At 51.8% G+C, this 12674-nt stretch carries 11 protein-coding genes and 1 riboswitch; of the genes, 7 read left to right on the top strand and 4 right to left on the bottom strand.

Features of this window, described 5'->3' with window-relative positions; genetic code table 11:
- Positions 1-58: 58 nt before the first annotated feature.
- The 5 genes from ACSR9A_RS17905 (at position 59) to ACSR9A_RS17885 (ending at position 6167) form a co-directional block, all read left to right on the top strand.
- Positions 59-2161 carry a M1 family metallopeptidase gene (locus ACSR9A_RS17905; RefSeq protein ID WP_473758663.1) on the top strand — a complete coding sequence of 701 codons (2103 nt, stop codon included), beginning with the start codon at positions 59-61 and terminating at the stop codon, positions 2159-2161.
- A gap of 15 nt (positions 2162-2176) precedes the next feature.
- Complete coding sequence (locus tag ACSR9A_RS17900; protein ID WP_473758662.1) at positions 2177-2992, top strand: hypothetical protein; 816 nt, start codon at positions 2177-2179, stop codon at positions 2990-2992.
- Positions 2993-3494: 502 nt separating this feature from the next.
- Positions 3495-3666: riboswitch (cyclic di-AMP (ydaO/yuaA leader) on the top strand.
- Between the two features lies 1 nt (position 3667).
- Complete coding sequence (locus tag ACSR9A_RS17895; protein ID WP_341282819.1) at positions 3668-4138, top strand: C40 family peptidase; 471 nt, start codon at positions 3668-3670, stop codon at positions 4136-4138.
- A gap of 134 nt (positions 4139-4272) precedes the next feature.
- Positions 4273-5637, top strand: a complete 1365-nt coding sequence (locus ACSR9A_RS17890) for a cryptochrome/photolyase family protein (RefSeq protein WP_473758661.1) — start codon at positions 4273-4275, stop codon at positions 5635-5637.
- Between the two features lie 2 nt (positions 5638-5639).
- Complete coding sequence (locus ACSR9A_RS17885; RefSeq protein WP_473758660.1) at positions 5640-6167, top strand: GNAT family N-acetyltransferase; 528 nt, start codon at positions 5640-5642, stop codon at positions 6165-6167.
- Between the two features lie 52 nt (positions 6168-6219).
- Here the strand turns inward: ACSR9A_RS17885 and ACSR9A_RS17880 are convergent, their stop codons facing one another.
- From ACSR9A_RS17880 to ACSR9A_RS17865, 4 genes are all read right to left on the bottom strand, one after another.
- The gene (locus ACSR9A_RS17880; RefSeq protein WP_473758659.1) at positions 6220-7431 is read right to left on the bottom strand and encodes an aminotransferase class I/II-fold pyridoxal phosphate-dependent enzyme; all 1212 of its coding nucleotides are present in this window, start codon (positions 7429-7431) and stop codon (positions 6220-6222) included.
- A 61-nt stretch (positions 7432-7492) separates the two neighbouring features.
- Positions 7493-8956: an aminotransferase-like domain-containing protein gene (locus tag ACSR9A_RS17875; RefSeq protein WP_473758658.1), complete on the bottom strand. Its 1464-nt coding sequence runs from the start codon at positions 8954-8956 to the stop codon at positions 7493-7495.
- Positions 8957-9066: 110 nt separating this feature from the next.
- Positions 9067-10350, bottom strand: coding sequence for an EAL domain-containing protein (locus ACSR9A_RS17870; protein ID WP_473758657.1), 1284 nt, complete (start codon positions 10348-10350; stop codon positions 9067-9069).
- A 162-nt stretch (positions 10351-10512) separates the two neighbouring features.
- Positions 10513-10806, bottom strand: coding sequence for a hypothetical protein (locus ACSR9A_RS17865; protein ID WP_473758656.1), 294 nt, complete (start codon positions 10804-10806; stop codon positions 10513-10515).
- Between the two features lie 163 nt (positions 10807-10969).
- On the opposite strand from ACSR9A_RS17865, the gene motA reads away from it, so the two are divergent.
- Both motA and motB read left to right on the top strand, forming a co-directional pair.
- Complete coding sequence (gene motA, locus ACSR9A_RS17860) at positions 10970-11770, top strand: flagellar motor stator protein MotA (RefSeq protein ID WP_473758655.1); 801 nt, start codon at positions 10970-10972, stop codon at positions 11768-11770.
- On the top strand, positions 11754-12593 hold the full coding sequence (gene motB / locus ACSR9A_RS17855) for a flagellar motor protein MotB (RefSeq protein ID WP_473758654.1): 840 nt from the start codon (positions 11754-11756) through the stop codon (positions 12591-12593). The genes motA and motB overlap by 17 nt, the downstream gene beginning before the upstream one ends.
- Positions 12594-12674: the final 81 nt, after the last annotated feature.

Genomic DNA, 12674 nt, shown 5'->3' with positions numbered 1-12674 from the left:
CCTGTACAAGCCGACATATACATGCTGTAGATGCTTGTCAACGGGAGGGAAACGTTCAATGACTCCAGGACCTTTCAAACGAATCGCGCTCATTATGCTCTCGGCTGTCCTGCTCGGACTGTCGCTGCATCATGGCTTCGGCAACGCTTGGCTATCCCAGTATACGTACGCCTCCGGCACCTCAGACCCGCCACTTGCTGGTTCGGCAAATAGCGCCGCAGCCCACACCACTACTGCCCCACCGAGCAGTGCGGCCGGTATACCAGCTGACACACAGGCTGCACCGCAAACGGCCAAGCCGCCTGCCCCGCCTGCCCCGGCAGCACCGGTGCAGCCCGACTCTGTCCAGCCTGATGCCGTGCAGACGCTCAGCAAAAGAGTCGTCCAATACAACATGCACGTTGCGCTTCGAGAGGACATCCGCTATTTGGACGGCTCCCAGACCGTGACTTGGACGAACCCAGGCAAAAAAACGGTGTCCGAGCTGTATTTTCATCTGTATCCCAATGCCTTTCAATCCGAAAAATCGACGTTCATGCGCGAGTCTGGCGGCCAACTGCGCGGTGACAAGGCTACGGTAGACAGCCAAGGTTATTTGAAGCTGCTCACCTTGCAAACGCTGGAGGGCGAGAGCCTGCTTCCCCGCCTGCATTATGTCCAGCCCGATGACGGAAATACGGACGATTATACGCTGACGAAGCTTAACCTTCCCGTTCCACTCGCACCGGGCAAATCAATAACGCTTGCCATGACCTACGAGGTTAAACTGCCCGAAGTATTCGCACGCATGGGCTATTCCGGCAGCTTCGTCATGGCGGGCCAGTGGTTTCCGAAGCTTGCCGTTTATGAAACGGATGGCACACGCGGCCGAACTAATGAAGGCTGGAACGTCCACCAGTATCATGGCGACTCGGAATTTTACAGCGATTTCGGCTTATACAGCGCCCAGATTACTGTGCCAGAAAACTTTACGGTAGCCGCAACCGGCATTCAGACGAAGGAAGCTGTGACGCAAAATGGCACAAGCGTCTATCAGTTTTATGCCGAGGATGTGCATGACTTTGCTTGGTCCGCCTCGCCCGACTTCATATATGCGGAGGACACCTTGTCAGGAACGGGCATTCCGGGCGTGCGCATTAAGCTTTATCTGGACCCTGCCCACGAAGGGCTGAAGGACCGCTATATGCATGCAGCGAAATCGTCGCTGTCCAAATACGCGGAGTGGTACGGTGAATATCCGTATTCAACGCTGTCCATCATCGTTCCGCCGAAAGGGGCGAATGGCGCCGGCGGCATGGAATATCCAACGCTCGTAACCGCTTTAGCTGCTGAATCCGATAACCCTGGCTACAGCCTGGAGCGAACCGTTGTGCATGAGATCGGTCATCAGTATTGGTACGGGATGGTCGCATCGAACGAGTTCGAAGAAGCTTGGCTCGACGAAGGCTTTACATCGTATGCCGAGGATAAAGTGATGGAGAACGCCTATGGCGTTGAACCCAATTTAGCTATGGAAGCCAGCTATATTACAGCCCCTGCCCCGCTTAAGCAGCCTTCATGGGCCTATCACAATAGCGATGAGTATGCGGAAAATGTATACATGCGCGCCAAGCTTGTGCTGGTCGGCATTGAGAAGCAGGTCGGAGCAAAGACGATGCAAAAAATTATGCGCACGTATTTTCAAAAATACAAATTCAAGCATCCAACTACGTCCGATTTCCAGCGAGTCGTCGAGCAGGTTACGAAGGGAAAATGGCAGGATTATTTTCACCAGTATGTATATGGCAGCCTGATGGCGGATTTTTCAGTAGAGGCTATTCGAGTGAATGAAGTGCAGCAGGATGGCCAAACAGAGTACGAGTCTACCGTGCTGATCAAGCGCAATGGCGGACAAAACGGGTCCATACCGCTCGTTTTCTCCTTTACCGACGGTGAAACAACTTCTAAAATCTGGGACGCCGCCGAGTCGCATATGGAGTACAAGGTGATGCATGCTGCTCCGCTCGCATGGGTAGCGGTGGATCCGAAAAACAGCAATGTGCTGGACAATAGGCATATTAACAATTTTATGCGTGCAGAAGTGCCGGAGCAGTCGCGCATTCGGTGGAGCCTCGGCCTGACGAAGCTTATTGAAGGCCTGCTCGCATCCGTAGGCTGGTAGAGAGGAGGTTAAAAAATGAAGCAGCATATGAAGCAAGGCTGGCGGCTCGCCATCCGCCATTTCTATATCGTCATTGCGTTGTTCCTGTACCAGCTATTATGGGGACTTTTCCTTTACCGCTTTATTGATATGACTGTACTGCCGCTGCTGCGGCGCTTTCCCCTCCAGCATCCGTCGGACTCGGCCGTTTCGCTGTTCCTCAGCGAAGCCCAGTTTCAATTGACAAAAACAGATTTGATCAACCCCTATCTATGGCTGCTGGGCGGCTTGTTCGCCGCCCGCATGCTGCTGAGCCCGCTGTTCCATGCGGGGCTGCTCTACTCGCTGCATCATATGGACGAAAAAGGTGGAACGCAGTTTCTTCAAGGCATTCGCAAAGCTTGGAAGCCTGTGACGCTGCTCTATTGGCTGCGCACGCTGCTTATTTTCGCGCCTGGCTGGTTCCTTCTTCCTCGCGCCTTCAAGCTGCTAATGGAGGGCCATTCGCTGAGCGAGCTGCTGCAAAGCACGCTTCCAAGCTTTGGCGGTTGGCTGCTGTGGAGCTTTCTCGTTCACCTGCTGCTGCTCGCCATGCAGTTCGGCGCCGCCTCCGGCACGGGCTCGATGCGCTCGCTCAGCATTGCGCTCCGAAATCTTTTTCCTTATGCCGGCCTCTCTCTGCTGATGTGGCTGCTGGCAGTCGCCGCTTCGCTCTTGGTATCCGGCCTTTCCTATGCTTGGGCGGGAATACTGGCGCTCATCATGCATCAAGCCTATCATCTGCTCCGTACCTTATTAAAGGTATGGACGCTCGCTGCACAATACGATTGCCTGCAATCGAAGCAGAGCTGAGACCGTTTTAAGACCGTTTCAGACTCCTTTTAGGACCCTTTTATACAACTTTTATCATCCATAAATAGGAAATTAAGTTTAGAAAAATGAAGGCAGCCCTCCCTAATTCTCATTTAGTATTCTCATTTTTCTAAAGTCCTTCTCATAAAAACCCCGATTGCGGACAAGAGGCCGCAATCGGGGTTTTTCGGTTATCCGACATCTCCAGGCAACGCTTCTATTTATTTACCAACCCCTAGACTGATGCACACTAAACTCTCTAATTCTTCATTTTACGCTATAATTCTAGCCTATATGTACGATTCTTAGCATATTGGCTGCCTATTTCTCATATAAACTGACAAAATGTTTTTTTGCTTGCGAACGGTGATAGAACGAGCATTTATTAGGCAAGAAACTTGTTTTAACGCAAAATTGAGCCAAAAGGTTACATGAGAATTATTAGAAATTCATTCATATAGGAGGAAATCACATGAAAAAAACGAATTATTAGCGCAGAGCAAAATTAAACCAGCCTAATTTTTTATACCGCAAAGGTATAGAAATACGGGGGAACCACTTTGGGTGAATTGATTTCGATGCTTGGACGGCTTGATTCAAGTGTCTTGGAAATCATAGGGAACCTTCACAACCGAACCCCACAGCTAACCTCGTCGGCACCGGAAGGAGTTTCAAATTTTGAAGAAGGTAACTGCACTACTCGTTGGTCTTGTATTAATGCTTGCTTTCCAAGCAGGCAGCGTGTTCGCAGGTTCGAAGATGGATGGTGTTATCGCTGATCTGATCGGCACACCGTACCAAAGCGGCGGAACAACTACGAAAGGCTTCGACTGCTCCGGTTTTACGAAATATGTTTTCGATAAAATGGGCATCGATCTTTCCCGTACTTCCCAAGCGCAATCGAACGATGGCAGTGAAGTGAAGAAGAGTGACCTGATCGCTGGCGATCTTGTATTCTTCAACACGAGCGGCAAAGGCATCTCCCACGTTGGTATTTATGTTGGAGATGGAAAGTTTGCACATGCTTCCTCGAGCAGAGGCGTTATTATTAGCAAACTTAGCGAGTCTTATTATGCTGATCGTTACGTGTCAGCTACACGCATTATGAGCCAAGACGCTTACGACAAGTACGCAAGCGAGCAATAGAGCCAGGCCATGCTTTTTTCGCTTACATAACGAAAAGCTGCTGTCTCAATCAGCAAAGCCGCAGTTGTTTGTCTTCGGACAAATAGCTTGCGGCTTTGCTGTTTTCTAGCACGGACACAAGGGGGCTCGTTTCCATGTATGTATATATTCACCGCAAAGACCTGCGTTCAAACGATTTGCGCAGTTTTGATTATGTGCGCCGCTCTGGGCAGCGCGGCTTTCATCTGCTTATAATAGACCCGTCACTGGCGGACGAGGACCGGCTCTCTTGCCACAGCGGCAGAACCTTCTTGTCCCAAGCCACCTTCCTATTGGAACAGTACAAGGCGGCGGGCGAGCAGCTGCATGTGCTTTACGGCGATCCCGCTGCCATTACCGAAGCGCTGCTGCTGGCCCATCCCATTGAAGAGGTTCTCGTCCACATGGACTATACGCCTTATGCCCGAATGCGCGACCATGCGACTGCGCAGGTTGTGCGCGCAGCGGGACGTCGCTGGCTGCCGCTCGACGATGCGCCACTCGCCGATTTGGAGGAGCTTCATACGTTTTCCAGGCGCAGTGAGCCTTACAAGGTATTTACGCCCTTTTACCGCATGTGGCAGTCCTTTATGCAAAGCCATTATTCCCCTGCGGGCGAAACAACGCTGAAACAGCTGGATACGCTGAAAAATATAGATGCCAGCATAGCAGAGCGCTTCAGTCTTCCTCGGGAGCATCCCGCTGCGGCAGCCTTACTGCGGGTAGCGGGAGCATCTGGCACGGCGGACGCGGGAACGCTGAGTGCAGCCGATGCGCTGGAGCAATTTCTAAACCGCCGCCTAGCTGGCTATGAAGGCAGCCGCGACCAGTTTGCGAAAGACCAGACAAGCCATTTGGCGCGTTATTTGAATACAGGAGCGCTGTCGGCAAGACAAGCCTATGAAGCAGCGCAGCAGCAGTATGGAGCCGAGTCGTGGATTAGACAGCTGGCATGGCGGGATTTTTTTCTGTACCAAGGAAAATACAATGAGGACTTCTACCGCTATGAGCAGAAGTTTGATTTATCTGGGCTGAACGATCAGCATTTCGAGGCATGGAGCCAAGGAAAAACGGGAATTCCTGTTATTGATGCCGCTATGAAGCAGCTTAATGAAACCGGCGAAATGCCGAATCGACTGCGGATGGTAACCGCCATGTTTTTGACGAAAAACCTGCTGTGCCCGTTTACGCTGGGCGAGCAGCATTTCCGCCGCCAGCTGGCCGATTATGATAATACGCTGAACCGGGGCGGCTGGCTGTGGAGCTCGTCGCTCGGCTATGACGCCGCGCCGTATTTTCGCATTATGAATCCGGCTACGCAGTCCGCAACTCATGATCCGAGCGGCACTTACATTAGACGCTGGCTGCCTGAGCTTGCCCATCTGTCCGATAAGCAAATTCACCTGCCGCAGCCGCATGCCATTGTAGATTTGAAGGCTTCACGTGCCCGCGCGATTGAGGTCTATAAGGAGATTGTGTAATCATGACAAATGCGAGTGCTGCTCCTGACGGCACCCAGCCGCCATTTGGCTGGAAGGTTGCCGCAATGGACGCCTCCCATGCCCGCCAGCTGTGCGATTGGCGGTACGAACCGCCTTACGGCATCTACCAATGGCCCGCATGGGAGGCTATGGAGAAAGCAGAAATGGAGTTCGGTGATCCCGAGCTTCGCCAGAAGCAATACGCCGCTATTCTAGATGACCAAGCGAAGCTCGTTGGTTTTGCACAGTTTTTCCCGCTGGGAGATGAAGTGCTGCGGCTTGGCCTCGGCCTGCATCCACAGCTTTGCAGCAGGGGCTCAGGCACCGCCTTTGTTGCGCTGCTGGTAGAAGAGGCTCGCCGACGTGCTCCACACAGCGAGCTGGATTTGGAGGTGCTGACCTGGAATGCACGCGCTATTCGCGTATACGAGAAGGCAGGTTTCCTCATTACCGATACGTATATCCGCCCAACACCGCAAGGCGCGGCAGAATTCCATTGCATGGTCTACGGAGGAGGGGAAGAAGCTTAGCGCCTCTTTTACCCCTCTTCTTTCTTTCCTAACCCCTTCCTCACTGCTCCCTTCAACTGCCAATCCGCTCTAACTGCTGCATCTGCTGTAAGGGTTCACCCTGCCCCATCTGGCTCATATAACAGTCCATTCGCTCCAAAGCTTCAGACAGCTTCGCTGGCGATACCGAATAGGAGCAGCGAATGCGTCCTTCACCGCCCGGGCCAAATACATGCCCTGGCACGACAGCAACGCCTGCTTCCTGCATGAGCCGAAAGGCGAACTGCTCCGAGCTCAGCCCCGTATGGGCAATGGATGGAAAAGCATAAAACGCCCCTTGCGGCATATGGCAGGAAAGCCCCAGCTTCTGCAAGCCGCCCACGAACATCGCCCTGCGCTGCTTATAGGCCTCCATCATTAGGTCCTTGTCGCCCAATCCGCTGCGCAGCGATTCCAGAGCAGCAATCTGCCCCATTATAGGTGCGCACATCGCCGTGTATTGATGGATTTTCAGCATTTGCGAAATCATTTCTACAGGGCCGCAGGCATAGCCAATGCGCCAGCCTGTCATGGCAAAAGCTTTCGAGAAGCCGCTGATGACGATTGTCCGCTCCTGCATGCCAGGCAGCGATGCGATGCTTACATGCTGGCTCTCATAAGTCAGCTCCGCATAAACCTCATCGGAAATGACGATCAGATTATGCGCCTTCACCAGCTCGGCAATGGGGAGCCAATCCTCGTAGGACATGACCGCACCCGTCGGGTTGTTCGGATAGTTAATCAGCAGCACTTTGGAGCGCGGGGTAATTTTTGCCCGCAGCGATTGTGCCGATAGCTTAAATTGCTCATGCTCATGCGTCTCAACGTTTACGATACTGCCACCTTGCAGTGCTACAATGGGCGAATAGGCAATATAGCTGGGAACCGGAATCAGCACCTCGTCGCCCGGACAAATCAGTGTGCGCATGGCCAGATCAAGCGCCTCGCTGCTGCCTACCGTCACCAGAATCTCGTCCTTCGGCTCGTAATTCAATCGAAAGCTGCTCTCCAAATATGCGGAGATTTCCTCGCGCAGCTCCATTAGACCGGCATTTGGCGTGTACATCGTCTGACCGCTTTCCAGCGCTCTTATGCACGCGGCGCGCACACGCTCCGGTGTTGCAAAATCCGGTTCGCCTACGCCCAGCGAAATCATATTTTCATCCTGCCCGGCCATATCGAAAAACTTGCGAATGCCCGAAGCGGGCAAGCTCTTTACAAGCGGTGAAACGTTATACTGTACCATAATGCCTGCATCCCCTTTTCAAAATAATAAAATGTATCAGCTTCGCTCTAACTCTTATTTCTTATGCAAGGCCCCACAGCTGCTTTGCCGTATCGCCAACAATCCGAATACCGCGCACAATATCCTCATCCGCCACGCGGGAAAACCCTATTCGCAGCGTATTGCTGCCCCGTCCATCCGTAAAGAAAGGATGGCCTAAGGTAAAAATAACGCCTTGCTGCGTGCACGCCTCCAGAAGCTCACGCGCGCTGCAGGCTTCCGGAAATGTCACAAACAAATGCAGCCCGCCATCCCCCGACAGCGTCTGATAGGGAACAAAAGCTTTGCAAGTTTGCAGCGTCAGCTCGTATTTCCGCTTGTATTCCGCCCGCGCACGCTTCAAATATTTATGCAGATTGCCATTATGCAAATATTGATAGAGCAGCGATTGGTCAAGCGTCGACGTATGAATGTTGCGGGCCCGCTTCATGCTCTCCAAATAATCAATCAGCTCGCGGTCCGCAAGCACCCATCCGACCCGCAGGCCGGGAAACAGCACCTTCGAGAAGCTTCCAATATAAATAACGCTGTTGCCGCTGCCCGCCGAAGCGATGAGCGGCGGCACATGCGCTCCGGAATAGCGCAGCTCCTCATTAAATCCGTCCTCAATGACGGGAATTTTATAACGGCTCATGAGCTGCATCAGCGCCAGCCGTTTCTCCATCGACATCACAATGCCTGTCGGATTATGGTAGGAGGGTACGAAATAAGCACAGTCGAACGCCTGCTCCTCCAAAGCCCGTTCAAGCTCTCCCAAATGAATGCCATCAGGCTCCATCGTAACGCCTTTAATGTCAAAGCCGTGCAACTTGAGATTTTTAATCGCGGTATGATGGGTCGGATTTTCGCAGATGACTGCGCCGTGCTCGGGCCGGAGCGCTGCCAGCACAAGGTCAAATCCTTCCGTAAAGCCGGCCGTAATGAGCATATCCTTGCCTTGCACATCCACGCCCTTGTTCTCCATATATGTCATCAGATACTCTATCAGCGGCTTATAGCCTTTGGCATAGCCGTAGTTCAGCAGCACATGGCCTTCCACTGACATACGGCCCAGAAACGCCTGCTTCACATGATCCAGATCAAACAGCTTCTCATCCGGGGCAATGCTCGTAAAAGAAATCGTACTCTTGCCTGCGCGAATGCCGCGCTTCATGAGATCCAGCTCCTCTGCAAGCAAAGCCTGCTTGCTTAGCCGCTCCTTCCACGGCAATTTCCAGGACAAGGATGGCGGGGCGGCGCTGCCCGCCGAATCCTCTGACACATAATTGCCTTTGCCTTTCAGGGCATATACACGGCCCTCATCGGCCAGCTCCGCATAAGCGGCGATGACCGTATTGCGGCTTACACCGAGCAATATGCCCAGCTCACGTGTCGACGGCAGCTTCTGATGCGGCTGCAGCGCGCCTTTTATCATTAAACGCTTCATATAATCTTTCACTTGAATCGATACTGAACGGCCTTCTATGAGCTTGAAATCATGATACACTTCTCATCGCCCCACCTTTATCATGGCATATGCTCCCAGTCAAGCGTAAACGGCTGAAACCATCATATCCTTTCCTATATAATAACAAAAGAACCACGACTCCGGATTTTTCATCCTGTCGTGGTTCTGCAGGCAGCGTCCTCTCGTTGCCGGTCCGTCTGCTGTTCATAATCCTTCATATCTGCAAATAAAATAAGTCCAGGACCAGCAAGAATGGATACAGTCCGAATCCATTCGCATGTATCCAAATCGACGTAGGCACGCGACACAAGGGTACGCTGCGTCTCGCTCAGCTGCGCAATGGTAGGAATGAAGTAAGGACGCCAGCTCCAGTTCGCCCCGTAATATTCATCCTGCCGCTCCCACTCGCCAGCCTCCACCCTGCAATAGTTCGCAGATAGCTGAATGCCATCCTCCCGGCACAAATAAATACGAACGCAACCCGGCGGCAGCTGCTCCAGCAAACCGGCGATCCATCCATTGGCTTCCCCTGGTCTGCCTAGTTCGCTCTCTTGCCCGAAAATACAATCCTTATCAATGAGGGCCGCAAGCTGTGCCGCTTCCTTCTGCCAAGTCGTCTCGGAGCGTAAGCGCTGCTGGACATATTCCGCAAGCTCGGCTTCCAGCGCTCCGGCGAAACGATCCGCCCGCTGAAACTCCGGCTCCGCCTTGGAGAAGAAGAAGCCCTGCACATAGCGGGCTCCCGCTTCAATCGCACGCACCAAATCCTGGCGCGTCTCTACACCTTCAACCAGCAGTGACGCTCCGATCTGCTCGGCTAACGCGGAGAAGGAGCGAAGGGCGCCTAGATAACCATTGTGCGTCGCGCTCTTTTTGATCATATGAATGTCGATCTTCAGTATATTAGGCTGGATATGGGCAATACGATCCGTACTGCTGAATCCGCTACCCACATCATCAATCGCAATGAGGCAGCCTCTCGAACGGTATAGATCTACAATGGAGCGCAGCTCATCCATCGGGCCATTAAAGCTTTCCTCGGTAATCTCGATGACGATGCGGCGTGGATCAATCTCGTATTTATCAATCAACTGCAGCGTAAACAGCTCGCCAGATTGCCGATAGCGATGAATCCAGTTCGGCTTTAAATTAATAAACAGCAGCGACTCTGTATTTTCTGCACCCAGCTTGCGCATCGCCTGCTCTCGCAAAATCCGATCGACCGCAATATGATCCTCTACCGAAATGGAGGCGTCTCCAAAAAACGGACCCAAGCTGCGTACGCGCTCGCCTGCACAAGCCCTGCCCAGCACCTCATATCCCATTATGGTTCTGGTGTCCATCGCCAAGATAGGCTGATAGAAGGCAGCCAGCCGCTCATCCCTTAAGCCTAGCGATTCCGGTATCTTTCGCATCGTTTGTCGGTCCTTCATCGCGTGCTCCTCTACATAAAAACGATGTCATATATTCTTCCATTGTTAAAGTTAGACCCTATTGTAGCGGAATCGACATTCGTTGTAAAGAAGCGACAGCGTTCGCAAAGTCCGATTTTTCCCCATAAGACCTGGCCCCAAATGTCTTGCTTGCCCTATGCTCTAAATCAACCGTACCATATGCGTGACATTATCGCCCTGTGCAACCTCAATGACATGATGCTTCGCGTGGTAGGAAACTTTGCCTTCCCCCACCTCGATCATCGTTTGCTCGCCCAGTCCGAAAAACACATCGTCGGCCAATGCCTCCATCACCTCGTGCTTCTCTTCCTCCCCAAGCGCCTCCCACTCTTCCTTCTCCATTTCAAAAAAAGAGTAGCTACCTTCAATCGCGCTGACCGCCGTTGTAAGTTCCTTCAATATATCCGCATATTCCCTTGCATGCTTTACGCCCATAATAAGGTTCCACCTTTTCATTGATTTGTATTATTCATTTTACCGCATTTCCACATTTTTTAATGCCTTTCTGTTTAAATCCTTTTCAGGTCTAATCTCCTTGCCCCCTTCTGTCGATAATAAAGATAGAGAACTTTCGAAATTGTATTGGACGGGGTGTATAATGAAAAATTCAACTATTATCGGTATTGTTCTAGCTATTATAGGTATCTTTGGCGGGATGGTGGTAAAGGGAGCTCCAATCTCCAGTCTCTTGAATCCTGCTGCCTACATGATTATCATCTTGGGTACCGTCGCAGCTGTTATGATCGCTTTCCCCATGTCAGAGCTTAAAAAAACAGGCACGCTGTTTAAAATGGTATTTGGCACACAGAACTTGACATCACGTGAACAACTTATTACTCAATTTATGGAATGGGCCGGCATTACACGCCGCGAAGGCCTGCTCGCTCTTGAAGCTAAAGTAGATGAAATCGAAGATAACTTCCTGCGTAACGGCATGCGGATGATTATTGACGGGAACGATCAGGAATTCGTTCGCGACGTTCTGCTTGAGGATATTGCCGCTACGGAAGACCGCCATAAAGTCGGCGCTCTTATTTTCACCCAAGCGGGTACATATGCGCCTACACTCGGCGTACTCGGTGCCGTTGTTGGTCTGATTGCCGCCTTGTCGGATATGAGTGACATTGAGAAGCTGTCCCACGCCATCGCTGGTGCGTTTATCGCAACACTGCTTGGTATTTTCACAGGTTACGTATTATGGCATCCATTTGCCAACAAGCTGAAACGAATGTCGAAGGCTGAAGTGCAAATCCGTCTAATGATGGTAGAAGGCTTGCTCTCTATCCAATCCGGCGTATCCACCATTGCAATCAACCAGAAGCTGTCGGTATTCCTGACTCCGACCGAGCGTGAGAAGATGAGGGAGAAGGAGGAAGGGGCCGTTGAGCAAAAAGCATAGGCACGAAGAACATGAGGAGCATGTTGACGAATCCTGGCTCATTCCTTATGCCGACTTGCTCACTCTATTGCTGGCACTGTTTATCGTATTGTATTCAATGAACTCGGTCGACGTAAAAAAATTCCAGGAAATGAGCAATGCCTTTAATATCGCCTTCACTGGCGGTACCGGCTTGCTTACTGATCCGGCAGCGATCACTACGGGAGATCAAAGAGAGACGCAGAAACCGTCGCCTAGCGATTCAACGCAAAAGCCGGCTGCCGGTGATGACGAGGAAGACGATGCGCAGAAACGCCGTGAAGAGCTGATGAAGCAGGAGCAGGAAGACCTGGAGAATCTTAAGAAGCAAATTGATGACTATATTAAGAAAAATGGTCTCACCTCCGACCTGGAGACGAAGCTCAATCAGTCTCAGCTCATGATTACCATTAGCGATGAGGCGCTGTTCGCATCCGGCAGCTCTGAAGTGAAGGAAGATTCACGCGAGCTGGCCATATCCATCGGCACGATGCTCCAGCAGTATCCGGACTATGAAATTATCGTATCGGGACACACGGACAACAAACCGATTAACACCTATCTCTTCAGATCGAACTGGGATTTAAGCACCTCCCGTGCTGTACGTTTTATGGACATTTTGCTTGAAAATCAACAGCTCTCACCGACCAGATTTACCGCCAGCGGCTACGGAGAAAATCGCCCGCTTGCCAGCAATGACACCGAGGAAGGCCGAGCGCAAAATCGCCGCGTTGAAGTATCCATTATCCGCAACTATGTAGATTTGGAGAAAGCGCAGGAGCTCAAGGTCAAACCGAAAGAATAATCGAGTTGGCAAGGTGAAACGGCTGTCGCTGTCCTTTGGCGGCGCAGCGCGTTTCATTCTGAGAAATATAGGCTGTTTATG

It is taken from the genome of Paenibacillus sp. R-74696, from assembly GCF_055814915.1.
This window is presented reverse-complemented; position numbering and strand designations above follow the sequence as displayed.

Bases quoted from the DNA above. Each gene is read 5' to 3' on its own strand.
- ACSR9A_RS17905 (WP_473758663.1), top strand. From the start codon at position 59: ATGACTCCAGGACCTTTCAAACGAATCGCGCTCATTATGCTCTCGGCT.
- ACSR9A_RS17900 (WP_473758662.1), top strand. From the start codon at position 2,177: ATGAAGCAGCATATGAAGCAAGGCTGGCGGCTCGCCATCCGCCATTTC.
- ACSR9A_RS17890 (WP_473758661.1), top strand. From the start codon at position 4,273: ATGTATGTATATATTCACCGCAAAGACCTGCGTTCAAACGATTTGCGC.
- ACSR9A_RS17885 (WP_473758660.1), top strand. From the start codon at position 5,640: ATGACAAATGCGAGTGCTGCTCCTGACGGCACCCAGCCGCCATTTGGC.
- ACSR9A_RS17880 (WP_473758659.1), bottom strand. From the start codon at position 7,431: ATGGTACAGTATAACGTTTCACCGCTTGTAAAGAGCTTGCCCGCTTCG.
- ACSR9A_RS17870 (WP_473758657.1), bottom strand. From the start codon at position 10,350: ATGAAGGACCGACAAACGATGCGAAAGATACCGGAATCGCTAGGCTTA.
- ACSR9A_RS17865 (WP_473758656.1), bottom strand. From the start codon at position 10,806: ATGGGCGTAAAGCATGCAAGGGAATATGCGGATATATTGAAGGAACTT.
- motA (WP_473758655.1), top strand. From the start codon at position 10,970: ATGAAAAATTCAACTATTATCGGTATTGTTCTAGCTATTATAGGTATC.